Source organism: Acinetobacter wanghuae (assembly GCF_009557235.1).
GTDB classification, from domain to species: domain Bacteria; phylum Pseudomonadota; class Gammaproteobacteria; order Pseudomonadales; family Moraxellaceae; genus Acinetobacter; species Acinetobacter wanghuae.
Map to the genome: position 1 here is coordinate 1,382,907 of NZ_CP045650.1, position 23,976 is coordinate 1,406,882.

The following is a 23,976-nucleotide window of genomic DNA, read 5'->3' on the forward strand; positions in this document are numbered from 1 at the left end:
AGTAAATGGAGCCGGTCTCTAGTAGTGTTGCTGCATTTTTAAAATTTTATGGGATGTTTATTGTCACATCGTTGGCGATATTAATGGTCGCAACAGTTGTTCTCATGATGCGTCTGCCGCGATCACCGCAAGAATGGGTTACTGGCTTGATCTGCACGATCGTTTCTAGTTTGGCAGGTGGGGCTTTCATTATTGTGAAATTTTCATTACATCAATGGGTTACTGATATTTGGGGGATGATTGCCCTTGGTGGGTTTTTCTTTGCTTGTGGTTTGCCGGGTTGGGCCGTTGTGCGTTGGGTGTTTAATTTAATTGAACAACGTGAAGGTCGAACAATTTTAGATATTTTGCGTGAATTTAAAGAGGAATGGAAAAAGTGAATATTGAGCAATTTCTTAACGACTTAATCAAGCGCGAAGGCGGTTATGTAAATATTGCAGCTGACCGTGGTGGCGCTACCAAATACGGTATTACTGAATCAGTAGCTCGGGTAAATGGCTATAAAGGCAATATGAAAGACCTGCCCGAATCTTTAGCGCGTGATATTTATCGAAAGCAATATTGGATTCAGCCACGTTTTGACCAAGTAAATAATATTAGCCCATTGATTGCTGAAGAATTACTAGATACTGGTGTGAACTGTGGTGTTGGTTTTGCTAAACCCACCTTGCAGCGTGCCTTGAATTTACTCAACAACCAAGGCAAAGGTGGCTGGTCTGATTTAGCAGTCGATGGTGTATATGGCCCAGCAACCCTAAATGCATTAAAAACCTTTTTATCTAAGCGTGGTAAAGAGGGTGAAAAGACATTGTGGAAAGTCTTGAATATCATGCAGGGTAATCGCTATATCGAAATCACTGAACGCAACCCAAGCCAAGAGCAATTTTTCTTTGGATGGATCTCACAGCGGGTGGCGCTATGATTAAAACATTCATCGCTAAATTTTATGAAGCCGTCATCATTGTATTGACGGCTTTTTTATTACTTGCACTTATTGGCTTTGGTGTGCAGACATGGCGAGCTTCACATTGGAAAGCCAAATTTAACAGCGCAGATGCTGCCTGTGTTGAACGCATCAACAAAGTAAATAGTGCATATCAATCTACAATTGACGCATGGCGAGCCAAAGTATTCATTGTTGAGAATGAACTGGAAGCTGAGCGCAATAACATCAAAGTTGAATTTCGAGATATAAAACATGAAACTCAAAAAGTCACTACTAACATTATCTATCGTGATTGCAAGCTTGATGACGCAGGCATGTCAATCGCGGAACGTGCCCGCATTGCCGCAAATACCCGCAAGCCTCCTTAAGCCCTGTGATGAGTATCAGCCACTCAAAGACAACACCATGGGTGAATTACTCACTCGATATGTTGAGAGTTTAGAGATTGGTGCTGAATGTGCTGCAAAAGTGGATGCTTATATTAAGATCCATTCAGATAAATAAAAATCGTCTTTTTAAGTGGTTGCTTATTAAGAGATACATTAACTATTCACAAGCACAACAATCACTATTTTTTCACTCTGTAAAATGATCTATACTTATTGAGCAGATTAGCCGGCTCAAAAGAAATTTTAAGCCGGTTTTTACGTTTCTAAAGTCTGTGGATAAGTCAGTTTAAACACCAAAAAAACACCAATAAGATATAAACCACTGATTTTGAAACGGAGTTGATAAACAATGATTTTAGTGACCGGTGGATTAGGCTTTTTAGGTTCACATATTACTTTAAGTCTTTTGGCACAAGGATTAGAGGTCATTGTGGTGGATAATTTATCCAATGCAAGCCTACAGACACTCGAACGACTTGAATTTATTTCTGGCATGTATGTGCCTTTTATTAAAACGGATATCCGTAATACACCTGCGCTGAATAAAGTTTTTGAGCAGCATTCCATTCAAGCGGTGATTCATGCAGCAGGTTTTAAATCACTCGAAGAATCCGTACTTAAACCGCTTGAATATTACAATGATAATGTTAGTTGTATTATGAGTCTTATGCGTGCGATGCAGCGTACCGGTGTGCGACATTTGGTGCATTTATCAAGTTTGGCAGTGTATGGGCATTCAGGTACAGACCTGCAAGAAGATCAAGAATTTAACTACACTTATCCCAATCCTTATATTAAGTCTCAGCAAATGGTTGAGGAAATCATTCGTGATACCGCACATACGGATAACGAATGGAAAATTGCGATTTTAAGGCTCTCTAATATCGCGGGTGCATTTGAACATGGCGTACTTGGAGAATGGGTACCGCCATTGCCGAAAAATATTATTCCACTCGCATTACAAGTTGGTGCATTACAACGTGACAGTATTGAGTTGCGTCGGCAAGCCAATACCGCAGATAAAACCACAGAACGCAGTTTCTTACATGTCCTAGATGCCTGTGATGCAGTCTTTAAGACCTTACAATGGTTAAGCCAACAACAATCGGCATGTGAAGCCTTTAATATTGCCGGTGAATTAACATCTATTCAAAAATTACTTGATGAAGTGGCAGAAGTGACCCAAGTGAGTATCCGTACAGAAGAAGCGCTGTATTACTCAGGTGTGGAGCTTGATCAGTTAGGTGCGAGTAGTGAAAAAGCAAAAGCGCAGCTCAATTGGCAGCCGACCCAGCCCTTAAGAAAAATGCTTGAAGATGAATGGCGCTTTTATCAAAACACTTTGCGCGGACAATAAGCGAGATTGAAACTAATGATAATGAATATCATTTACATCATCTATTAAATCACATAAGCTCAAGACATAAGGAAATCTATTTATTCAACATCTAGAGGTACATATGCAAACACGTATTGAACATGACACCATGGGTGAGGTAGAAGTACCAAGCGAAGCACTATGGGGGGCACAAACTCAACGTAGTTTGCAAAACTTTAAAATTGGTCAGGAGCGCTTACCACGTCCGATGATTCGTGCCATGGGCTTGGTAAAAAAAGCTGCTGCAATGACTAACGCTGAACTGAAACAAATTCCTGATGAGCTTGCCACGTATATTGTAGGTGCAGCGGAAGAAGTGATTGAAGGAAAATGGGACAGTCAATTTCCTTTGGTGGTTTGGCAAACGGGTTCAGGTACACAAAGTAATATGAACTGTAATGAGGTCATTGCCAATATTGCCAATCAAAAGCTCGGTAATGCGTTGGGTTCACAAAAACCTGTACATCCGAATGATCATGTTAATCGCGCGCAATCGACCAATGACTCATTTCCAACAGCGATCCATGTCGCGGCAAGTTTGCAAATGAATGAATTATTAATTCCTGCTGTTCAACAATTACGTGACACCTTACAAGCTAAGTCTGAAGCCTTTTCCGATATTGTGAAAATCGGACGTACCCATTTACAAGATGCAACGCCGTTGACACTGGGTCAGGAATTTAGTGGCTATGTCTCACAGCTTGATCATGGTTTAAAACGTTTGAATCAAGCGTTAGAAGGTTTATATGAGTTACCTTTAGGTGGAACGGCTGTGGGTACGGGTTTAAATGCGCATCCAGACTACGCGGTTAAAGCGGCTGAAACGCTGAGTAAACTGACAGGACTTCCTTTTGTCACGGCGCCCAATAAGTTTGAAGCGCTTGCAGGTCGTGATGCTGCTGTCTTTGCATCGGGTGCTTTGAAAACATTAGCGGTGAGTTTTAATAAAATCGCCAATGATATTCGTTGGCTCGCAAGTGGTCCACGTTGTGGTTTAGGTGAGCTTCGCATCCCTGAAAATGAACCGGGTTCTAGTATTATGCCGGGCAAAGTCAATCCAACTCAAAGTGAAGCCATGACCATGGTTGTGGCGCAAGTGTTGGGTAATGACACCACCATTAATGTGGCAGGTGCTTCGGGTAACTTTGAGCTAAATGTGTTTATGCCTGTGATTGCATTCAACCTATTACAGTCGATTCAACTCTTGGGCGATGCTTGTAATAGCTTTAATGATCATTGCGCCGTCGGGATTGAGCCGAACCGTGAAAAAATTGATCATTATCTGCATGACTCTTTAATGCTTGTCACTGCTTTAAACCCCGTCATTGGTTATGAAAATGCTGCCAAAGTCGCAAAAACTGCCTATAAGGAAAATAAGACCCTCAAACAAGTGGCTATTGAACTTGGGCTTGTGACGGCTGAACAGTTTGATGAAGTCGTGAGACCTGAGAAGATGGTTTCAGCAAATGTGAAGTGATTGCTAAGTAAAAAAGCCCTCAATTGAGGGCTTTTTTATATTTAATTTCTATTTTTTAAGCAAATCGACGTGAAATTTTGAAATTATATCTATGAGATTGATAGTTATATTTCTTATGTCTTCCTCGAAATCACCTAGTTTTACATACTCAATAACTTGTTTTGCAGAGGAAATATAATCCTCTATGTAATGTGGGGTACTTAATGTTTGATGTAGTTCTGTTAGTGATTTATAAAATGGTTCTATGTTAAGCAAGTGTTCATTCTCAAAGGAAATTTTAGAATTGAAATTATATTAGACTTCTTTCATAAGTCATTTTTTACTCAGCTCCATGTTGTAGACTCCAGCAATTAAATTGAATCTTAAGCCTAATCTTTTGCCGCGGTTGCGATATCGCTCGGTAAGGATTTTGAAGGTTTTCAAACTGCCAAATACATGCTCAATCTCAATTCTTCTTTTATTGATTTCTTGATTGTAGACTTTTAGTTCGGGATGTAATTTGCAGCGCTTCTTTGCTTTAAGAGGCAGTAAGCTATTTGGATACACTGCGTAAATCCCTTGATAGCCTTTATCTGCAAGGATAAAAGACCCTTTAGGAACCTGATTTAAATTGCGTTTGAATAGCTCGAAATCATGTACAGCACCACGACTCGTGCATAAACTCAGAACTTGCCGAGTTCTATAATGGATAATGGCTTGAACTTTAAAAGTATGTGCCTTCTTCTTGCCACTATAGCTTTTCTTCTGTTTTTTTAGGTCTTTGTATTGGAATTTCTGTGGCATCTACGATCACCACATTCCAGTCGATACCTTCGCCTTCAGGCAAATTCTTCGGTAAATTGAATAGATTGGACTTGATTAGACAATCCTCTACATGGCGGACGATTCTTGAAGCAGTAGGCTCTGACACGCCATAACTTGTTGCGACATGGAATAAAGTTCGGTATTCACGCCAATAGCTCAGACAGAGTAAAACCTGATCTTCTACACTTAACTTAGGTGGTCTACCTTTAGTCGGGACATGCATTTTCAGTTGTTCAACCATTAAATCAAAGGTTGAAAAACTGATGCCTGTATATCGCTTAAACTGTGTTTCAGAAAGCTTCTTCAAATCAATGTATTTCATCCGCAGATTATGCATGAATATATAAAATTCTTCGGTACAAATAATCAGCAAAAGATTGATCGTTTTTTGATTTATGAAAGAGATCTATTTATACATAACTAATAAATTCGCTAAGTCGTCGATATCATCAAGTAAATTTTTGATGATACTTTTATATTTTAAACTGTCAGTATTATCGTTGTTTAAATTAGTCGTTGCTAGACGAGTATTAACTAATTCTAATAGTTGATCTGCTTTTAATTTTAACTGACGTGAGACTTTAAAAATCTCTCTGCTTTCATAAGATATTTTCTGTAAATATTGAGGTGCTCGCCAATCTGTATAAAGTATGATTGCCACAAAAGCAGCAAAAAAAGTAGCGGTGGCTGATAAAATTGTAGCCATATTATCTCCGAAAGAAGGGAGAAATGAGTTCATCGTTAAAAGTGGTAACCATGCAAGAGCGAGCGCGAATACTAATGCCAAAATAAATTTTATTAATAATCTTATTTTTTCAAAATTTCATACCAAGTAATAAGTTAAGTTTAAAAGTAATCGATGCTTATGTTAGTAATTAATATAAATATCCAATTATAGTGAGAATTTCAAATAACTTTGAATAACTTTTTATAATTGCTAGAATACACATTGCTATTCATTGTTGCTAAATTTCATCTACCATTTTTGATGAAACCTTTGTGCAGCAACCACTCTACGGAAATTTTCAATGCTTGATGTTTATTTAACAGATGTTCAAAAAAAGGTGCAATTCAAAGATTATCCAGGTGAGCATCCTGTTAAATTTATTTTGAATTTTAAAAAGATTTTCCCATCCATTATGGAACTTCTTTTACCTGTGCTTCCAGAAAATGAAAACTTGGAAGACATGTCATGGGAATCGACGACTCAAGATTTTGAGACATTCCAAATGTTACTGACAGGTTGGGGCATTATCGAGCTGCGCTTAAATGCAATTAGCCAGTACAAAGACAAAGCCTTTGCAGACCAAATGATTAAAACATCGCAGCAGAAACGTAAAGAATATCAAAAGAAACATATGAAATTGAGCACAGTAGAGCTTGATTACTTATTTATGCACGATATTCACGGTTTGATTGATGCTGAACTGGTGGATCTTGGTGAGAAATTCTACTTACCAACATTACGTGACTTGTGGAAATCGAAAGTGTCTGCAAACGTCTTAAATGCCAAATTTTAATACTGTATAGTTAAAATAATAGATCCTCCAATATTGGGGGATTTTTTATATCTCCAAAATAAATTAGTGCGCCGTCGTGTGATGCTAAAAGCAGATAATTTGATCAAAAAATAAGAATATATTCAGTATTTTGATAAAGTTATACCGAAATGAGCATGGCTATTGCATGTATTTTTTCATAAGGTATACACACCATTTATGCTTTATAAAACGTGAAAAAGTAAATTAAGTTTTACTACACAAATAAACGTAAAGGTTTCAATTTTCCCGAAGATATATCCAAGGATTTTTAAAAATGTCGAATCAGTTTTTAGATTTAATTACTAAACGCCGTACCATTTATGCCATTGGCAAGAACGTTGAACAGACGCCAGAATACCTCACTGATTTGATTCAAAACGCAATTAAGCAAAGTCCATCTTCATTTAATTCGCAATCATCACGTGCTGTGATTCTTTTTAGTGCAGCGCATGAAAATTTTTGGGGCCTTGTTGCTGACAAACTGAAAGACTATGCAAAAGACGAAGAAAGTGCAGCAAAAACCACAGCGAAAATGGCAACATTTGCAGCAGGTGTGGGTACAGTTTTGTTCTTTGAAGATCTTGATGTCATTAAAGGTTTACAAGACAGTTTCCCATCGTATGCAGAGAATTTCCCAATTTGGGCTGAACACTCAACTGCAATTGCTCAATTTGCAACGTGGACTGCATTGCACACTGAGGGTTTAGGTGCCTCTTTACAGCACTACAATCCAATTGTAGACGAACAAGTGCATAACGAATGGGATATTCCTGCCAACTGGAAACTTCGTGCACAATTGGTATTTGGTTCGGTTGAAGGCGAAGCACGTGCTAAAGATTACATCGCAGACGATGTTCGCTTCAAAACATTTAAATAAAAGTGTCACATTAACTGCTCTTCCATTGAGAGCAGTTAATCCTGAGATTTCGACAAAACAACATTCAGAACGATAAAAATTACGCTAAACTACTCAGGATTTAAAATCTACGAGTAACGACAATATGTCAAAGAGCACACAAAATTTATCTCCCTTACAAGAATTAATCGCTGAACAAAAACTTCTATGTGAAGAAGTGGGTTCTGCTTATGTAGAAGTAAGTGGGGATGATGTCGTTGCTGTGGCTGTAAAAACCTTAGATCAAGACCCAATCGTGGGCATTCGCAAAAAACCAGAGACTGAAGAAAATATCAGTTGGTTTATTTATGGTGGTGAACAAGTGTCAAATGAAGATGACTTTGAAACCATGACCGTGCGTGAGCTGCAAGATATTATTCCTGACGTGCTTCCATACCTTGCGCTCGAGCAAGGCTTCCGCTTTATGATCGATGGTGATGATTATGAAGATGTCTGGAAAGAAGACGCTTAAATGAACTTAGGTTTATTTCAATTCGGTGTTTTCTGCGCGGCTATAGCGACGATGCCCGTTTATGCGGCCACACTTACTCAAGCTGAATATGATCAGTTTATTGAAGTGCAGACCGATATTGTCAATGAAACCAAACCGATTTTGGATGAACCTGATTCGCATTCAGATGCGTCGACACAGCGTAAAGCCTTTTGTGCGCGTCTGAATGCCTACCAAAATATCAAAACAACCTCTGAAGAAAATAGCCACTTAAATATGGCAAATATGATGCACATGGTTGCCACGAATTTTCTAAAACGTCAGGAGGAGAGTTTGACTCAGTCTGGCATGACAACACAGGTGTTTTGCGCCAACTTATTCAATGAAAACTCAAAAGAAAATACGAATAGTAAGTAGAACATCTTCACAATAAATCATTTTCTATGGATTTTCCCCGAGGATATATCTCACTAATTTTATTATTATCAATATTAAGTGAACAATCTTGTTTTTCTTACAATTATTTTAGAGTGAAACTTTTAGTTAAAAGATGTGTAGCGGTGAGGCTTTTATCTAAATCTATATTTATAAATAGCCTAAGCAATTTAATATTTAAGACTTATACGGGATAGGGCATTGGCTTAAATTTTATCTGCTGAATTAACACAAATGAAGATCTATTTAATGAAGTTTCTATTTACTTTGCAGATCCTTATTAGCTCATCAATAGACTACAACTCCAACAACTCATATTCATCTGCAAATAAACCTAAAGCACAACAATGTAAGGAATTTTAAACAAGCAATAGTCATGTCTTATGATTGAAATTTAGAGAAAAAAATAAATGAATCTTTCAAAGATCTACACGATTAATCGATCAAGAATAATCCCTATAAATTCTCTGATACTTTCCTAAAAATCACCCATATAAATAGCCTAAGCAAATTTTTAAATATTTTAACATCAATTGATTAATTTCCATTAGACCCAATCTATCTTTACAAAGAAATGAAATCACGGAATTCTCAAAAATGCTGCTTAACTATCAATATAGTGAATCTAATTCAACACAAACGTCCATGGTTTTTATTCATGGTTTATTCGGTAGTTTAAGTAATCTGGGCATGTTAGCGCGTCATTTTGCAGAAACTAGAGCTGTCATTCAAATCGATGTTCGTAACCATGGTCGATCAGGGCATAGTGATGAAGTTAATTATGAAATGATGGCAAATGATGTTTTAGAGACGCTAAGCCATTTAGAAATAAAACAATTTATTGTTGTTGGGCACTCGATGGGCGGAAAAATTGCCATGAAAATTGCAGATCTTGCACGAGAACAAATTGAATCTTTAGTGGTTTTGGATATATCACCATATTCATATGTAAAACAACAACATACTGAAATTTTTAAAGCCTTATTTGCAGTAGAAAAAGAAAATGTCAGGTCACGCCTTGATGCGACAAATATTATGAAAAATTTCATTTCAGAAGATATGGTGATTCAATTTTTATTAAAATCTTTTAATCAAGGACAATGGTTATTTAACGTAAAAGCCTTGCATGAGCATTATACGGACATCATGCAGTGGGAAAGTATTCAGCCATTTGAAAAGCCAAGCTTATTCTTACGTGGGGAACACTCAAATTATATTTCTCAACCCGAACACTTAAATGCAATTGCTGAACAGTTTAGTCAGCACAAAATTGAAATGGTTGAAGGTACAGGACACTGGTTACACGCAGAGAAACCAAATGTCGTAATTGAGAAAATCAAAAGCTTCTTAAACTAACTTGGCTGAATTTTTATAAAAGAGCTTCTTAAGCTCTTTTTTTGTTTGGGGAGAATTTGCTGCTTGAGCAACATATTACATATCAACAGATATAAGAATATATTTGATTTCGTATAATGTATATTATGTTAAATGTAATATTATTAAATATTCATATCCAGTCGCCTTGTATCTTCATTCATAAATTGATGGGATAAATTATAAGGTTGGTTTTGTACGGATATATTGAAGTTCTACATCATCCAATGATCGCCCAAATAAGCATGCTATTTTCATCTTCTATTTTGATATGGAATTGTACTGCATAAATTTAGGAAATCTGTTTCGCTTAAAACATTAAAGCTGCTGTAGTATTCTAATAATCTATATCTACTCATCATCTGTATTCACCTCTTTATCATGATGATGAAAATTAAAGACTTAGTTATTTCCAAAAAAATATTTCATGATGTTTCAACGTTAACTTAGATGGTTGAAATGTTTCATTACTCTCAATACCAATTTATCAAGTCGAGAAAATGTTATACCAATACTCAATCATGTGAATATTACATGATCATAATCTAGATGGAGCGTTACTTTTTTATTGATCACTTGTAAGTGATGAACTGGAACATAAAACTATGGAAACCGATAGAAACATCATAGATTTTATTAAAAGTCATATGGTGGATTTACATAAGAAAAGATCGAGATCTGACGGTTTAGCAATTATTCTTTTTCTCGATATTGACGGCACAATCTCAGAGTTTCATATTGACCCCGAACAAAGTTTTATCGCACCTGAAATATTAGGAACAATTGAACATTTAAATCAAATCATTGATCTTTTTTTAGTCACGGGAAGATCCATCCAACAAGCACAACACTTGATCTCCCCTTTTGACTGGAATATTGCTGCTTCGCATGGACTTGAGCTTTATCATCAACAGCAAACACAAAATCTAATTCATTTTAACCATACACAATTTAATGCACTAAAAACATATTTGCGTGAAGCGATTGACACAAAAATTCCCATACGAATTGAGGAAAAACCTTTTTCCATTGCTTTACATTTTCGTGAGCATCCTCAACTCGAAAGCTTTGCACAAAATATTATAAAACAATGCCTTGAACATTATGATGACTTTGAACTGAAGTCAGGAAAATACGTTTTTGAATTGGTCGCCAAAGGCTGTCATAAAGGCATCGCGATACAACATATTTTATCTCAATCCGACGATCTAAATCTTTGCCCTATTTTTATTGGTGACGATTTGACAGATGAATCTGGTTTTGAGGTCATTAATCAACATCATGGAATTTCAATCAAAGTCGGTTCAGGACTCAGCCAAGCGAAATTTCGCTTAAAAAATGTCACAGCAGTTGGATGCTTTCTACAGGATTTATTTAAAGAATTAAAAGTACAACAACACATCATTGGAGAATCAAATGTCAAAACTCATTGTATTGTCTAATCGCGTGAGCCTACCTCATCCTGATTCACAGCAAGCCGGTGGCTTAGCAGTCGCTTTAGAAGATGCTTTAAATGGTGTCGGTGGTATTTGGATGGGGTGGAATGGTGAACAAAGCACAGAGAAACAAGATACATTTGACATCATTCATGAAAAAAATGTGGAGTACCATACTTGTGCGCTGAGTGAAGCGGAATATCAGGGCTATTATTGTGGATTTGCCAACGGCGTTCTATGGCCACTCATGCATGAACAGAAAAAATATATCGAATTTAAAGCCCATGAATATCAAATCTATCAAGATGTAAATTTAAAATTTGCTCAACACTTAAATAAAATTGCGTCATCTGAAGATGTTATTTGGATTCATGATTACCATTTCCTAAGCGTTGCGCACTATTGTCGTCAGTTGGGAATGAAAAATCGAATTGGCTTCTTTTTACATATTCCATTTCCCGAACGAACCCAGTGGAAAAGCGTTAAACCTTACCAGGAATTAGCGCAGCATTTAGCGCAATATGATTTATTGGGTTTACAAACAGACTATGATCAAACATATTGTTTTGATTTTTTAAGACAAACATTGGGACTAAAAGCGCACGATGCAAATACATTATCCGATCAAACACGTCAGATCAAGATTAACTGTTACCCGATTGGTGTACACCCGACGGCGCTTCAAAAACGTGCTGCTGACAGTATTGATGTAGCGCTTCCTTTTTCTGATCTTAACAACCCGAATATTCAAAATATTATTTCAGTGGATCGAATTGATTACAGCAAAGGTTTACTTGAGAAAATAACTGCTTTTGATGCGTTCTATAAACATTATCCTGACATGAAAAACCAAGTTCGCCAATTACAAATTGCTTGTCCTTGCCGTTTAGATGTCGATACTTATCGATCTTTATATGACACATTTAAAGCCAAGGTTGATCAACTCAATCAAAAATATGCAGAATCAGAAAGCCCAGTTTTTAGCTGTAGTTTTGAAGCGATCGCTCACCATGAATTGATGCATTTATATCGTCATGCGGATATTTGTTGGGTCAACTCTATCCGTGATGGTATGAACCTTGTTGCCAAAGAATATATTGCAGCGCAAGACCCGATAGATCCTGGCGTTTTAATCTTATCGAAATATGCTGGGGCTGCTGAACATATGCCAGAAGCCATTATCGTCGATCCGTTTAATGTGAAAAGCATGATGAAGGCATTAAATCAAGCGATTCATATGCCGCCATCTGAGCGTCTAGCTCGCTATAAACTTTTATTTCAAGGGTTGAAGGATTTTGACATTATTCAATGGCGCAATCATTTTATTGGTGATTTAAATCGTTCTGGTCAAAGCGTCATCTATCTGCCAAGAAATAAAGCAGCGCGCTATGATGCAATAAACTTATCTATTTAAAAGAAATATACCAAGATATTGACAAGCACCAGCATTATGCTGGTGTTTGATTATGATGCTCGACTTCATTTTCATAGACAGGTTCATGGGCATGAATCATGTGATACAAAAATGCAATGCCAGAGAGTGCAACAGCCACCACCATAAACACGGTGGACAGTCCAAAAATATCTCCACCGAATCCAACAATAGCAGGTCCCATTAAAGAACCGGTATACGCAAATAAAGACACGTAAGATAACGCAACATGTGATGCTAATGCTTTTTGACGACCAGCAAAAGAAAACATGAGTGGAACAATATTAGCACTGCCTAAACCTAACATGGCATAACCTAGCAAAACCACTTGCCAAACTGGTGCAATGACCACGGTTGCCATGCCACAACATGCCAATATCGCACTGATTAAAATTGTATTTTTTTCACCTAAACGTTGCACGATCCACTGCCCGCTTAAGCGACCTGCCACCATGAGTGCAGCAAAGAAACTATATGCCAAACCTGAATGAGCTGGATCAATTTTAAATCGTGTATTGAGATAAATCCCACTCCAGTCCATGGCTGCACCTTCTGATAAAAATGCAATAAAACAGATAAGTCCAATACTAATAATCGCAAGATTTGGACGTGATTTACTCGTAGGCTGATCTGTTACAGATATAACCGAATCTTGTTGTTGTGATTTTAGGCAAAATGGGACGGCGCAACATGCAATCATCACGAGCACGATGCTGACCATAAGCATACTCACAAGAGGCGTAAATCCAAAACTCAGTAAGGTTGTAATACCAAGTACACCTGCCAACCCACCCAAACTACAGATTCCATGAAATACAGGCATCATATTTTTTTGGCTATATTTTTCTAATTGTGATGCTTGCAGATTTACCGTAACACCCAAAGCCCCTGCACTCGCACCAAAACAAAATAAAGCACTGGCTAAGATCCAAACAGTTGGACTCATGGCTAACATAGGTAATATGAACATAAACGCAAATAGAGTCACAGCAAGCACTGGGCGACAGCCAAATTTATGTGCGAGTTTTCCTGCAATAGGCATTGCAATCATAGAGCCAATACCAGCGCCCAATAACAATAACCCAAAATCTGAATGACTCAGAAATAAACGTTTCTTTACATAGGCAATGATGGGTGCCCATGCTGCTGTTGCAAAGCCAAGACTAAAAAAGCACAGCGCAGTCGCGATTTTTTGCCAAGTAGAATATTGAAAGTTTTGAAAAGCATGAAGATTGAGTCGTGAAAACATAGTACAGCCAGCATCAAAAGTAAATTGCAGGCATCCATAACCCGTAATCCATAGAAAAACCCTATGCAACGTGATTCAATTACAATACGTTACATAGGGTCTAATTGCGCAAATTATAGTCGCTTTTATTTCAAAAGGAATACTTTTCCAGCATTTTTTTAATCAAAATAAGCAAGCTTTTGATTCAATAATATTTATAGTTTAAATTATTTTTCGAGCTAGATTTAAAGTCTCATTTTGCAGGGCTTGCTGTTCTAATTTTTGTAAAAAATGTGCAAAACCCTGCTCAACACGTGAACTTAAACGGCTACTGGTTTGCACACGTACTTTATTCGACCAAATGATATTTAAGCCTTGCTGTTCGGCACGTTGCACTAAATCCACATCTTCATGACAAGGCATTGCTTTAAAGCCACCTAAACTTTGATACGTCTTAGCGCTAAAACTTAAATTTGCGCCATGAATATGTCGATGATGCATTTTATCTTGATAATGCTGCTCATAGCTTTGACGTGTATACGCACTTAAATGTTGCCATGCATTTAATTCGACAATACCACAAATCATATCGGCTAAAGGCGTCAGTAGCATCGTATTAAACCAATGGGTAGAAACCATTGAGTCAGCATCGGTACAACACAGCCAATCACACTCTTGCGCAATTAATGCCTGAATGCCCAAATGCCGACTTTTACCTACACAAGCATAATCACATTCAAGATAGTCAATCTCCAAGTTCTTTACCTTATCTAAGGTTTGATCTGTACAACAATCTAAAACTACCAATACCTGAATTTCGGGTAAATCATCTACATGATGATATTTCGATACATTCAATTTCGCTTGAGCAATTGCGTGCAAACAATTTTCGATATCATCTTGTTCATTACATGCAGGAATAACGACACCAATTTTCTTCATATGAGTCCCTCTTCATCCGCAATAGAGGTTTGAGTCTGACGCCATACATCTAACAAAAAATCTGCGTCTCCTAATTGCAGATAATGCGGATAGCTTAACTTTTCTTTCAGTAAGGTATGTACCGCTTGCCCATTCATTTCAAAATGTTGAATGGGCTGAAGCCAATGACAGGCTAATATTGACCCATTTGGATTTAACGCGGTATTTAACCATTCAATCACCTGTAAAAGTGAAGTCTGATCTAAGTAATACAGCACCTCACTTAATACGATCAGATCAAATTTTTGCTGTGGCAGGTCTTGCGGGATAATGCCTTGAATGACTTCTACATGACGATGCTGTTGTAAACGCTGTTTAGCCAATGAAACCGCTATCTGATTGGCATCTAGACAGTATAATTTTTGGCATCGTGCTGCGAGTTGCTCACTTAACACGCCATTGCTACAACCCATCTCAATCGCATTACTGAATTGAGCATTCGGTAAAACTGCTAACGTTATGTTACGTTTACGTTGCTCATACCAACGTTGTTCATATTGCCATGGGTCACCTTCATTCACCGCATACAAGGCATCAAAATAATCATGATCGTAATTTGATTTGTTAGTCTCCATGAAGATAAACCTCCCATGGCTGTAACAATCGATCTAAGGTGGTTTTCGATAAAATCGCTGCTTGCCCAGTACTTGGATCTGGCATAAGCTGACTTTCAAAACAAGCTGTAGCTAATGCCTTGCGCTCTAATTGTTCAGGGCTAAGGGTTAATTTAAGTGCATTATCCCAAGGAATACGTGCATCTTGTGGTTTCGCCCAATGCCATGCCCAAATCAAGACCTGTAAATATGATAATGATAAGGTTTGCGCAATTTGTCTTACCACCTGACCACATGCCTCATGATCAGGATGACCATCTTTTTCAAAAGTTGTGATTAAGACATCATGAGGTTTTAAATGACTGCAAAGTTTTTCTTCCAAAGATCGTTTTTGACTATAAATTTCCCCATCTGGAATACCCAGCTCAATGCGTTGAATATTGTGCTGAAGCCCTAAGCTTTTTAGTGCAGCTAAGCTTTCATACGGTCGCACTTTATTTAATTGATGTCGGCTATATATGTCAGAATTTGGATGGCTCGCGGTTCCGTTGGTGACTGCAAAGAGAATAATCTCAAGACCCAATGCATCAAGTTGTTGAATTAACCCTGCACAACCTAAAATTTCATCATCAGGATGAGGTGCAATTAGACAAACACGACTATTTTTTGCAAAAAACGAATGTGGCTCAAAAGCGTTCAATTCATTTAAGAAAGAACCATTCTGCCAAAGATCGACAGATGTACCCTCACCATAAATGAGTCTATCACCCACAAGAGGATGATCTATAGTATCCATATACCATGCTCCTGCAATGCTAATTCACCAATTCGTTCTAAATCAAAAGCCGCATGACTTTGTCGAATAAATACGGGGAGATCCGCAGCCAATTGCGCAAAATTTGCATGATTACAATACGGCGCCGCACCTAATGCTTTGCCTGTGAGCTCTAATACTTTTAATACGGTATTTTCGACATTCGCTCTTAACGCTCGAATCTGTAATTCATGTGTTTTTTCAGGTTCAGCATCTATCAACTGCGCTGTTTGATAAAAAAGTGCTTGTGTAGCGAACATATGGGACGTCATTTCACCCAAATACATGTATTTATAGGCGTGAGGCTTATGTACTGTTGCCTCGTGTAGATATTGTGCTAAACGTTGTGCTGCACCAAACCAACATGCGGCAACGCCAGCTGCACCATGCCAAAATCCTGCACGTGTTAAATAAAGATTGGGTTCACCTATCAGTTCAATTGGGACATGATCAAATTGGAGTTGAGCCGTATGTGTATGCTGCATTCCAACAGCGTGCCAATCATTGAATTGTTGTTGAATACCAGACTCAGCCAAATGAACCATCAGTAATTGTGAGTTTTGCTTTGCGTCTCGATAAGTCATGACTGCATGATTGACCCAATCGGCAGCGGAACACCAATTTTTTACACCAGAGACATGTCCATCTTGTAATGTTAAAGGTGGCGAAGCGCCTTCTGCTGCCCAAACTGCCCACAACTCATGCTTAGCCGTTTCAAAGGCATGACCCGTTTCATTTAATATGGCTAATGCATCTAAATGTGACTCAAAAATTTTGGCAAGGCTTAAATTAATGCCAGCGACTCGGCTTAATATTTGCCAACGCTTTAGCGTATTCCCTTGTGCGGGATATGGAATTTCATCTGAATATGGGATGAGTTCAAATAATGCGTCATGAATGTTTTGTTCTAAATCTGATGCACGAGCATCCCAATCACGAGATAACTGTTCAAGAACCAAATCAAGATCCATCTTGGCTCCTCTTCTATTATTGTTAAGTCGGTTGTTTATTCATCTATATTGAAGAAAAATTGGTTTTTTAAATGTTCTATTTTGTCAATAAATTGAAAAGCCACGAAACAATCTGAACTGTTCCGTAGCTTAACTGGAGACGCGAATATAAAAATTATGCAGGAATCGCTTCCGCTGCAGCTTCACGTGCCCAAATACGATGTAAGCGAATCAACTTTTTAAAGTGATCTTTCACCGCGCTAAAGTCTTGATCTGCCAATGTACCTTCATCTTTTACAAGATTTAAATCATCAAGCAGTTGAGATTTATCACCTAAAAACACAATTGGTTTTAAGTGCTTATACGCTTCAAGTAAATAATGCTTGGTCACACCATCTTGAATGGCCACATCATAGTTATCACCATCTACAATAATCACTGCATCATAAGCAATTGAAGGTTCTGCTTTTTGCATACCATCAGATGGGACTTCGGCTTTATCTGTATTGAGTACAGGAGCAGGTTTAGGCGTTAAAATTTCGGCAACAGCACCTTCAGCTTTTGCCCAAGCCTGAATCGCATCAATATTGCTTTGATTCACATCATCATGAACCAAGACTGCAATTTTTTTAGCTTTAATATCTTCAGGGTTAAATGCTTCTAAAGATAATTTAGCCGATGTTTGAACAGAAGCTTGTTTATTCTTTTGTGCATTTGCAGGAATTTTAATGCCCAATTGATCTGCGACTTGTTGTGCCAAATCTAGATCAATATTGCACAGTACCTCTAAGACTTCACGTTCGCGAATATGCACTCGTTCTACTTTGCTCAGCTCAAAGACATAGGCATCGACCACATGCTTTTGCTCGTGTGGTGCGAGACTTTGGAAATATAAGCGTGCTTGGCTAAAGTGATCTGAGAACGATTCGCTACGTTGACGAATTTTATGTCCATCAATGCGTTCCTGATAACTTTCAAATCCGCCATTTTCTGCGGCAGCCGGTGTTTCAGCAGGCCAATTATTATCAATAGAATTCGGTTGATATGCAGCTTGTCCACGATGAATCGTATGCTGATGAATACCATCACGTTGATTATTATGGAATGGACAAACAGGCTTATTGATTGGAATTTGATGGAAATTCGGTCCACCTAAACGGCTTAATTGCGTATCGGTATAAGAAAACAATCGTGCTTGTAATAATGGATCATTGGTGAAATCAATTCCCGGCACAATATGTCCCGGACAGAATGCCACCTGTTCTGTTTCTGCAAAGAAGTTATCGATATTTCGATTTAGGACAAATTTACCAATTGGCGTCACCGGAACAAGTTCTTCAGGAATCAGTTTTGTTGGATCGAGTAGATCAAAATCAAACTTCATCTCATCTGCTTCAGCAATCACCTGTATTCCCAGTTCCCATTCAGGATAATTGCCCGCTTCAATGGCTTCATAAAGGTCACGACGATGGAAATCAGGATCTTTACCCGCTAACTTTTGTGCTTCGTCCCAAACTAACTGCGCACAGCCTTGTTTTGGTGTCCAATGGAACTTCACAAATACCGCTTTATTATTGGCATCAATTAAACGGAAGGTATGAACCCCAAAACCTTGAATCGATCTTAAATTACGAGGAATCGCACGATCTGACATTGCCCACATAACGGCGTGTGCTGACTCTGGTACTAAAGAGACAAAATCCCAGAAGGTATCATGTGCAGATGCGCCCGTTGGGATTTCAGTATGTGGTTCAGGTTTTACGGCATGTACAAAGTCTGGGAATTTAATACCATCTTGGATAAAGAATACTGGTGCGTTATTCCCTACTAGGTCGAAGTTACCTTCTTGTGTATAGAATTTAATGGCAAAACCGCGAATATCTCGAACAGTATCCGCTGAACCACGTGGTCCTTGAACTGTTGAAAAACGCACAAAAATCGGCGTTTGAACCGATGTATTGGTTAAAAAACCTGCTTTAGTAAATTTTTCATTCCCCGGATAAGCTTCAAAGTATCCATGTGCGCCCACACCACGCGCATGTACAATCCGTTCTGGAATACGCTCATGATCGAAGTGGGTAATTTTTTCACGTAAGATAAAATCTTCGAGTAATGTTGAACCACGTACACTCGATTTTAAGCTGTTCTGATTATCTGCAATCTTAACCCCATGATTGGTGGTCAGTGCCTGTTCTGAAGCATCGCTTCGATTTAAATCAAGTTGTTTATTTTTCTCATTTATATTTTGTTTATCCAGACTATCGGTTCCTGCCACTTGGCTGGTCTGTGGATTTTTTTTCATGATCCTATTCCTTAACACATAAGCAGTACATTAAAATAATAAAGTGATCTCACATCGCCTAAATGCACTCAGCATACGTCTTGAAAATGCTTGAATTTTTTATTGTGCATTATGGGTAATGTTTAATAAGTACACTGATCACATTATTTTAAAACGCACCACGTCCTTGTTATTTTTTTCACTCTTTGTGTAAGTAATACGCTACTTTTTTATTTTGCGTTCATGGTCTGTATCGAAGCTGCTAATAAGTATCACGTTGGGTAAGAATCAATGTTATTTCATATGGAAAAAGACTTTTAAATCAAATCAAAAATATATTTTACTGTATGGATTAAGAGCTCAGAAATGCCTTAATTTTTTTAATTGTCGAATACGTGTGACCAAGCCCAACACTTTGCGCCTTGCCATAATCTCTTCATCACTAAATGGTAAGGTTTGTTTTAAAATGTCCATTGCTAAATCATTATTCTCAATGAGATAGCTATCGTGTTGTGGTGTCCAATTATCAAATTGAACATCGTTTGGTTTCCTCATCTGTCTATTTCTCATCGCGTATTCTTTATCTGCCAATATCTCTATGTATATTAGTCATCAGTCATGAAACGGATGTAAATTTTCGTATAGCAGGTCTTATTAAAATAATCTTTTGAAATATCATTTTCCTATTCCAAGATTTCAATACTTTCTATCTTTGGTTGAGGCGCATCTAGTGACTGATAAACCTTGACTTGATTTCGCCCCTGTTGTTTAGCCCAATACAAGGCTTGATCGGCATACTGCAGCAATGCTTGTAATTCATATTTATTTTGACTGACATTGACTAAGCCAATACTGACCGTCATTTGAATCATGCCATATGCAGGCGTTTCTACTTTTAAATCAGAAATTTGCTGCCGAATACGTTCAGCAATTTTTTCGCCTTGTGATGCATCCGTATTTTGTAGAAAAATCGCAAATTCTTCACCACCGATTCGGCAAAATAAATCATTGGCGCGTAATAATGCATGTACACCGCTCGAAAATGTTTGCAATGCTAAATCACCACTGGCATGACCATAGCGATCATTGAGTGTTTTAAAATGATCAATATCAAGCATCATGATGGTGACTGGATAGACCTGTTGGCGACTCAATAATTTACTTGCCAAATACATGAATTTACGGCGGTTTAAGGCATTGGTCAGGCTATCATGTCCTGCTAAATGCTCAATTTCACGAAATATTTTTCGATGGTATAAGTTCATCACACAAATATATAAAGTGGTAATGCCTAAAATGATTAAACCAACACGAATAGAAATCATTGGATAAATAAAGGTATGATCGACACTGCTTAGATACATGGATGACAAACTATTGTAGAGCGTGAGACAGGTCAGCATAGTAATGATAGAGATACTAAATAAACTATAAACCGCCGCTGCCCACATGAGGGTGGCAAGTGGATAGAACAATGCTCCCGGTGCAAAATAATAATGGGTTAAAACGCATGAAATCATTACTGCAATAAAGGGTAAAATGATTTTTAAATCAGACCATTTAAATGCCTCAGGGTGATAGAACCACATACGCGCTAATTTTCTTAATCCGGGAAAGCTAATTAAAATCGGTAAGATCAAAATGTAATTAAATAACTCCCCACTCCACCAGTATAGAAAATTTAATAATGGTTGCTCATGACCCAAAAAAGTATGTGGCACATAGGGCAAAACGCTCACGGCTAAACATGCACAAAAACAGCTCCCAATAATGGTAGAAAATAAAAGTGGGAATGAATTACGCATGAATTTCTTATTATTCACAAAGGTTTGATTTTTATAGAAGTATAGATAAAAATACAGTGCAACTAAGACGGAAATAAAATTAATCACGGTGAGCGATAGTGTGAGTAAAAAGGTGTTACCGATGAATAAATCTGCACCTATATAGCCCAATGCAGCACCGATGATTGATGAGATATTCCGAAAAAAAGGATAACGAATCAATACGCCTAACAAAATTGCATTTGCAGGCCAAAAAAATGCCGAATAAGACAATGGACGGGTAAAGATACCAAACCAAGCTGCCGCCAAAATAGTGAAAAAAATAACGATAAAGCTTAAGCTATAACGGTATTGGGAGAGTTTTTGAATCATTTGGTTCACAGTGTCACTCAATATTTATTGTGATGAAGTACACATAATTTAAAAATTATTTGAAATGAATTCTGTGTGTATTTTATACATATTATAATTTTTAGATATAGCCTAGATCAGTTTTTATGTTCTTTAACTCAATCAACGCTGATCTAGGCTTGATACAAACTCAATGATGATGATCTGTATGCGCATGATTAGACTCATGTAAATGACAATGATCCTCTTCAATTTGCAAAGTAATATCGGTAATGTGATGTTTGTTGGATAGCAATGTAACAGCCTGTTGATACAACTGTTTTTGTGGGACTTTAGGTGCTATTAAATGTGCCGTAAGATGAACATTTTGAGAACTAATCGCCCAGACTTTCAGTTGATGAATGCCCTCTACGCCCTCTAATGCCAACAAATCTTGTCTTAAAACCTCGATATCAATCTCATCAGGTACACCTTCTAACAAGATGTTAATACTTTGCTTAAGTAGCAGCCATGTGCGTGGTAATACCCAAAAACCGATCAACACAGCAATCACGGTGTCGACCCACATCCATTGGGTAAAATAAATCACGGCTCCGCCAATAATCACGCCAACCGAACCGAGCGCATCACTCAGAACCTCTAAATACGCGCCTTTCATATTTAGACTGTCTTGGGCACTTGAAACCAAAATACGCATCGAAATTAAATTGATAATTAAACCAATCGCTGCCACGATCATCATGCCTATACTTTGAATATCAGGCGGCTGACTTAAACGTTGATAAGCTTCATAAAGAATATAGATGGCGACCATAAACAACATGGATGCGTTAAAAAGTGCTGCGAGGATTTCAAAACGTTGATAGCCAAAGGTTCTTTTATTGTCGGCAGGTTTTTTACCGATTTTAATGGCAGCAAGTGCAATCGCTAAGGCGGCTGCATCGGTAAACATATGCGCCGCATCTGAAAGTAGCGCTAAACTTTGTGTGATAAATCCTGCAATGACTTCTACAATTAAAAAACTGAGTGTGAGCCCCAAGGCAAACATCAACTTTTTACTGTTTTGTTCTGTGACGACTGCATGACTATGCTCATGCGAATGATTTCCTGACATCAGTTCATGGAGACCTTAGCTGCTGATTGTCTAATTAGTACAATAAGTTAGTTTGGATGATCAAGATGAGATCTGAATCAATTATGTAAGTTCAAACAGCTTTCATCAGCATGAAAAAATCCTCAATAGACCTAAGACCTATTGAGGATGACTTCAACTTAAATAGACACGTTTTAAATTGAATAGATAGCGCTTATAAGAACTTCGCTTTCAGTCCTTGAACCAAAGATTTCGCTGTTGAAACTTTGTCTTTTACCTGTGCTGTCCAATCATTTGGCAATGAACATTCTGCTAAGCGCACCCAGACTGTCGAGAACTGTTTCATAAAACTTGCTTCGTTATAATTCAGTCCATATTCAGCACACAGTGCTTTAATTTTAGGCGCAACTTCTGCATAACGGTTGGCAGGCATATCAGGGAACAAATGATGTTCTATTTGATGGCTCAAATTACCACTTAAAATATGCAACCATGTTGTTCCAGTAAAGTTACTTGAACCACGAATCTGACGGACATACCATTCAGCACGTGTTTCATTATCCACATTATCAAGTTCAAAGTTTTCTGCATCTTCAGTGAAATGACCATTAAAGATCACAGCAGATGCCCAAAGGCTGCGGATGACATTGGCAACGGCGTTTCCAGCAAATACAGGAATCGCGTTTGGTCCTGCAATCAGTGGGAAAAACACATAATCTTTCACCACCTGACGGCGCATTTTTTTGCGTAATGGCGCAGCCTCTTCCCAAACTTGTTTCCATGTTTTAGTTTTATAGACCAGAGCATCTTCTAAATGCAGACGTTGTAGACCGACGTACCATTCAAAGAACACCATCAATTGAATGCCGAGTGGAATATTAAATAGGAAACGGGGTTCCCATTTTTGTGCATCGCTGACACGTACCAAACCATAGCCAACATCGTGATCCATACCCACAATATTGGTATAGGTATGATGGATATAGTTATGGGTATATTTCCAATCATCACCCGTAGCAATTGTATCCCAGTCGTAGGTTGTACCATTTAATGAGGGATCATTTAACCAGTCAAATTGTCCATGCATGACGTTGTGACCAAGTTCCATATTTTCGACAATTTTAGAAATACCAAGTAAGCCTGTGCCTAACAACCAGACTGGCGGCAACCAACCCGCGAACATCAACATCCCACGCGATGCAATCTCACTATAGCGAACGAAATCACGAATTTTATAAATATAATTCGCATCTTTTTCACCTAGATCATCCATCACTTCACGACGGATGGCTTCAATTTTTTCACCCAGCTCTTGGGTTTGTTCTGGGGTTAGAAATTTAGATTTACTGTTCGGATTTAACTGGATACTCATGTTCATGCGA

At 37.9% G+C, this 23,976-nt stretch carries 26 protein-coding genes; 13 read left to right on the top strand and 13 right to left on the bottom strand.

Features of this window, described 5'->3' with window-relative positions:
- Positions 1-5: 5 nt before the first annotated feature.
- From GFH30_RS06495 to fumC, 6 genes are all read left to right on the top strand, one after another.
- Entirely contained in the window at positions 6-380 is a 375-nt protein-coding gene (locus GFH30_RS06495; RefSeq protein WP_153371452.1) for a hypothetical protein, read from the top strand.
- Entirely contained in the window at positions 377-922 is a 546-nt protein-coding gene (locus tag GFH30_RS06500) for a glycoside hydrolase family 108 protein (RefSeq protein WP_153371453.1), read from the top strand. Before GFH30_RS06495 ends, GFH30_RS06500 begins: the two co-directional genes overlap by 4 nt.
- On the top strand, positions 919-1,314 hold the full coding sequence (locus tag GFH30_RS06505; protein ID WP_153371454.1) for a hypothetical protein: 396 nt from the start codon (positions 919-921) through the stop codon (positions 1,312-1,314). The genes GFH30_RS06500 and GFH30_RS06505 overlap by 4 nt, the downstream gene beginning before the upstream one ends.
- Complete coding sequence (lysC, locus tag GFH30_RS13545; protein WP_455550320.1) at positions 1,250-1,450, top strand: Rz1-like lysis system protein LysC; 201 nt, start codon at positions 1,250-1,252, stop codon at positions 1,448-1,450. The genes GFH30_RS06505 and lysC overlap by 65 nt, the downstream gene beginning before the upstream one ends.
- A 234-nt stretch (positions 1,451-1,684) precedes the next feature.
- Positions 1,685-2,692, top strand: a complete 1,008-nt coding sequence (locus GFH30_RS06510) for an NAD-dependent epimerase/dehydratase family protein (RefSeq protein WP_153371455.1) — start codon at positions 1,685-1,687, stop codon at positions 2,690-2,692.
- A 103-nt stretch (positions 2,693-2,795) separates the two neighbouring features.
- Entirely contained in the window at positions 2,796-4,190 is a 1,395-nt protein-coding gene (gene fumC / locus GFH30_RS06515; RefSeq protein ID WP_153371456.1) for a class II fumarate hydratase, read from the top strand.
- 312 nt (positions 4,191-4,502) lie between these two features.
- Here fumC and GFH30_RS13360 read toward each other — a convergent pair whose 3' ends face one another.
- From GFH30_RS13360 to GFH30_RS06525, 3 genes are all read right to left on the bottom strand, one after another.
- Positions 4,503-4,973 carry a transposase family protein gene (locus GFH30_RS13360; RefSeq protein ID WP_196779980.1) on the bottom strand — a complete coding sequence of 157 codons (471 nt, stop codon included), beginning with the start codon at positions 4,971-4,973 and terminating at the stop codon, positions 4,503-4,505.
- Complete coding sequence (locus GFH30_RS13365) at positions 4,921-5,316, bottom strand: transposase family protein (protein ID WP_067731471.1); 396 nt, start codon at positions 5,314-5,316, stop codon at positions 4,921-4,923. Before GFH30_RS13365 ends, GFH30_RS13360 begins: the two co-directional genes overlap by 53 nt.
- A gap of 84 nt (positions 5,317-5,400) precedes the next feature.
- Positions 5,401-5,700, bottom strand: a complete 300-nt coding sequence (locus tag GFH30_RS06525) for a hypothetical protein (protein WP_153371457.1) — start codon at positions 5,698-5,700, stop codon at positions 5,401-5,403.
- Positions 5,701-6,022: 322 nt separating this feature from the next.
- Here GFH30_RS06525 and GFH30_RS06530 point away from each other — a divergent pair, with 322 nt between their 5' ends.
- The 7 genes from GFH30_RS06530 (at position 6,023) to GFH30_RS06560 (ending at position 12,540) form a co-directional block, all read left to right on the top strand.
- Positions 6,023-6,514: a hypothetical protein gene (locus GFH30_RS06530; RefSeq protein ID WP_153371458.1), complete on the top strand. Its 492-nt coding sequence runs from the start codon at positions 6,023-6,025 to the stop codon at positions 6,512-6,514.
- A 295-nt stretch (positions 6,515-6,809) separates the two neighbouring features.
- Positions 6,810-7,412, top strand: coding sequence for a nitroreductase family protein (locus tag GFH30_RS06535; protein WP_153371459.1), 603 nt, complete (start codon positions 6,810-6,812; stop codon positions 7,410-7,412).
- Positions 7,413-7,536: 124 nt separating this feature from the next.
- On the top strand, positions 7,537-7,902 hold the full coding sequence (locus tag GFH30_RS06540; protein ID WP_153371460.1) for an immunity protein Imm33 domain-containing protein: 366 nt from the start codon (positions 7,537-7,539) through the stop codon (positions 7,900-7,902).
- On the top strand, positions 7,903-8,298 hold the full coding sequence (locus GFH30_RS06545) for a hypothetical protein (protein WP_153371461.1): 396 nt from the start codon (positions 7,903-7,905) through the stop codon (positions 8,296-8,298).
- 615 nt (positions 8,299-8,913) lie between these two features.
- Positions 8,914-9,672, top strand: a complete 759-nt coding sequence (locus GFH30_RS06550) for an alpha/beta fold hydrolase (protein WP_153371462.1) — start codon at positions 8,914-8,916, stop codon at positions 9,670-9,672.
- Between the two features lie 623 nt (positions 9,673-10,295).
- A complete protein-coding gene (gene otsB / locus GFH30_RS06555; RefSeq protein WP_153371463.1) occupies positions 10,296-11,132 on the top strand; it encodes a trehalose-phosphatase in 837 nt (278 codons plus the stop codon).
- Entirely contained in the window at positions 11,107-12,540 is a 1,434-nt protein-coding gene (locus tag GFH30_RS06560; protein ID WP_153371464.1) for an alpha,alpha-trehalose-phosphate synthase (UDP-forming), read from the top strand. Before otsB ends, GFH30_RS06560 begins: the two co-directional genes overlap by 26 nt.
- 34 nt (positions 12,541-12,574) lie before the next feature.
- Here the strand turns inward: GFH30_RS06560 and GFH30_RS06565 are convergent, their stop codons facing one another.
- From GFH30_RS06565 to GFH30_RS06610, 10 genes are all read right to left on the bottom strand, one after another.
- The gene (locus GFH30_RS06565) at positions 12,575-13,807 is read right to left on the bottom strand and encodes an MFS transporter (protein ID WP_153371465.1); all 1,233 of its coding nucleotides are present in this window, start codon (positions 13,805-13,807) and stop codon (positions 12,575-12,577) included.
- A 201-nt stretch (positions 13,808-14,008) separates the two neighbouring features.
- On the bottom strand, positions 14,009-14,728 hold the full coding sequence (locus GFH30_RS06570) for a glycosyltransferase (protein ID WP_153371466.1): 720 nt from the start codon (positions 14,726-14,728) through the stop codon (positions 14,009-14,011).
- Positions 14,725-15,342: a class I SAM-dependent DNA methyltransferase gene (locus GFH30_RS06575; RefSeq protein ID WP_153371467.1), complete on the bottom strand. Its 618-nt coding sequence runs from the start codon at positions 15,340-15,342 to the stop codon at positions 14,725-14,727. The genes GFH30_RS06570 and GFH30_RS06575 overlap by 4 nt, the downstream gene beginning before the upstream one ends.
- Entirely contained in the window at positions 15,332-16,117 is a 786-nt protein-coding gene (locus GFH30_RS06580) for a PIG-L deacetylase family protein (protein ID WP_153371468.1), read from the bottom strand. The genes GFH30_RS06575 and GFH30_RS06580 overlap by 11 nt, the downstream gene beginning before the upstream one ends.
- Positions 16,105-17,106 carry an acyl-CoA dehydrogenase family protein gene (locus tag GFH30_RS06585; RefSeq protein ID WP_153371469.1) on the bottom strand — a complete coding sequence of 334 codons (1,002 nt, stop codon included), beginning with the start codon at positions 17,104-17,106 and terminating at the stop codon, positions 16,105-16,107. The genes GFH30_RS06580 and GFH30_RS06585 overlap by 13 nt, the downstream gene beginning before the upstream one ends.
- Positions 17,107-17,260: 154 nt before the next feature.
- The gene (gene katE, locus GFH30_RS06590) at positions 17,261-19,387 is read right to left on the bottom strand and encodes a catalase HPII (RefSeq protein WP_153371470.1); all 2,127 of its coding nucleotides are present in this window, start codon (positions 19,385-19,387) and stop codon (positions 17,261-17,263) included.
- 339 nt (positions 19,388-19,726) lie between these two features.
- Positions 19,727-19,921 carry a hypothetical protein gene (locus GFH30_RS06595; RefSeq protein WP_227551461.1) on the bottom strand — a complete coding sequence of 65 codons (195 nt, stop codon included), beginning with the start codon at positions 19,919-19,921 and terminating at the stop codon, positions 19,727-19,729.
- A gap of 128 nt (positions 19,922-20,049) precedes the next feature.
- A complete protein-coding gene (locus GFH30_RS06600) occupies positions 20,050-21,522 on the bottom strand; it encodes a GGDEF domain-containing protein (protein ID WP_227551623.1) in 1,473 nt (490 codons plus the stop codon).
- Between the two features lie 169 nt (positions 21,523-21,691).
- A complete protein-coding gene (locus GFH30_RS06605; RefSeq protein WP_153371472.1) occupies positions 21,692-22,615 on the bottom strand; it encodes a cation diffusion facilitator family transporter in 924 nt (307 codons plus the stop codon).
- Between the two features lie 193 nt (positions 22,616-22,808).
- Positions 22,809-23,972 carry a fatty acid desaturase family protein gene (locus tag GFH30_RS06610; RefSeq protein WP_153371473.1) on the bottom strand — a complete coding sequence of 388 codons (1,164 nt, stop codon included), beginning with the start codon at positions 23,970-23,972 and terminating at the stop codon, positions 22,809-22,811.
- Positions 23,973-23,976 lie beyond the last annotated feature (4 nt).

What these genes read in the sequence shown, in the direction of transcription:
- GFH30_RS06495 (WP_153371452.1), top strand. Translation starts at nt 6, where the DNA reads ATGGAGCCGGTCTCTAGTAGTGTTGCTGCATTTTTAAAATTTTATGGG.
- GFH30_RS06505 (WP_153371454.1), top strand. Translation starts at nt 919, where the DNA reads ATGATTAAAACATTCATCGCTAAATTTTATGAAGCCGTCATCATTGTA.
- lysC (WP_455550320.1), top strand. Translation starts at nt 1,250, where the DNA reads ATGACGCAGGCATGTCAATCGCGGAACGTGCCCGCATTGCCGCAAATA.
- GFH30_RS06510 (WP_153371455.1), top strand. Translation starts at nt 1,685, where the DNA reads ATGATTTTAGTGACCGGTGGATTAGGCTTTTTAGGTTCACATATTACT.
- fumC (WP_153371456.1), top strand. Translation starts at nt 2,796, where the DNA reads ATGCAAACACGTATTGAACATGACACCATGGGTGAGGTAGAAGTACCA.
- GFH30_RS13360 (WP_196779980.1), bottom strand. Translation starts at nt 4,973, where the DNA reads ATGCCACAGAAATTCCAATACAAAGACCTAAAAAAACAGAAGAAAAGC.
- GFH30_RS13365 (WP_067731471.1), bottom strand. Translation starts at nt 5,316, where the DNA reads ATGAAATACATTGATTTGAAGAAGCTTTCTGAAACACAGTTTAAGCGA.
- GFH30_RS06525 (WP_153371457.1), bottom strand. Translation starts at nt 5,700, where the DNA reads ATGGCTACAATTTTATCAGCCACCGCTACTTTTTTTGCTGCTTTTGTG.
- GFH30_RS06530 (WP_153371458.1), top strand. Translation starts at nt 6,023, where the DNA reads ATGCTTGATGTTTATTTAACAGATGTTCAAAAAAAGGTGCAATTCAAA.
- GFH30_RS06535 (WP_153371459.1), top strand. Translation starts at nt 6,810, where the DNA reads ATGTCGAATCAGTTTTTAGATTTAATTACTAAACGCCGTACCATTTAT.
- GFH30_RS06540 (WP_153371460.1), top strand. Translation starts at nt 7,537, where the DNA reads ATGTCAAAGAGCACACAAAATTTATCTCCCTTACAAGAATTAATCGCT.
- GFH30_RS06545 (WP_153371461.1), top strand. Translation starts at nt 7,903, where the DNA reads ATGAACTTAGGTTTATTTCAATTCGGTGTTTTCTGCGCGGCTATAGCG.
- GFH30_RS06550 (WP_153371462.1), top strand. Translation starts at nt 8,914, where the DNA reads ATGCTGCTTAACTATCAATATAGTGAATCTAATTCAACACAAACGTCC.
- otsB (WP_153371463.1), top strand. Translation starts at nt 10,296, where the DNA reads ATGGAAACCGATAGAAACATCATAGATTTTATTAAAAGTCATATGGTG.
- GFH30_RS06560 (WP_153371464.1), top strand. Translation starts at nt 11,107, where the DNA reads ATGTCAAAACTCATTGTATTGTCTAATCGCGTGAGCCTACCTCATCCT.
- GFH30_RS06565 (WP_153371465.1), bottom strand. Translation starts at nt 13,807, where the DNA reads ATGTTTTCACGACTCAATCTTCATGCTTTTCAAAACTTTCAATATTCT.
- GFH30_RS06570 (WP_153371466.1), bottom strand. Translation starts at nt 14,728, where the DNA reads ATGAAGAAAATTGGTGTCGTTATTCCTGCATGTAATGAACAAGATGAT.
- GFH30_RS06575 (WP_153371467.1), bottom strand. Translation starts at nt 15,342, where the DNA reads ATGGAGACTAACAAATCAAATTACGATCATGATTATTTTGATGCCTTG.
- GFH30_RS06580 (WP_153371468.1), bottom strand. Translation starts at nt 16,117, where the DNA reads ATGGATACTATAGATCATCCTCTTGTGGGTGATAGACTCATTTATGGT.
- GFH30_RS06585 (WP_153371469.1), bottom strand. Translation starts at nt 17,106, where the DNA reads ATGGATCTTGATTTGGTTCTTGAACAGTTATCTCGTGATTGGGATGCT.
- katE (WP_153371470.1), bottom strand. Translation starts at nt 19,387, where the DNA reads ATGAAAAAAAATCCACAGACCAGCCAAGTGGCAGGAACCGATAGTCTG.
- GFH30_RS06595 (WP_227551461.1), bottom strand. Translation starts at nt 19,921, where the DNA reads ATGAGGAAACCAAACGATGTTCAATTTGATAATTGGACACCACAACAC.
- GFH30_RS06600 (WP_227551623.1), bottom strand. Translation starts at nt 21,522, where the DNA reads ATGATTCAAAAACTCTCCCAATACCGTTATAGCTTAAGCTTTATCGTT.
- GFH30_RS06605 (WP_153371472.1), bottom strand. Translation starts at nt 22,615, where the DNA reads ATGTCAGGAAATCATTCGCATGAGCATAGTCATGCAGTCGTCACAGAA.
- GFH30_RS06610 (WP_153371473.1), bottom strand. Translation starts at nt 23,972, where the DNA reads ATGAACATGAGTATCCAGTTAAATCCGAACAGTAAATCTAAATTTCTA.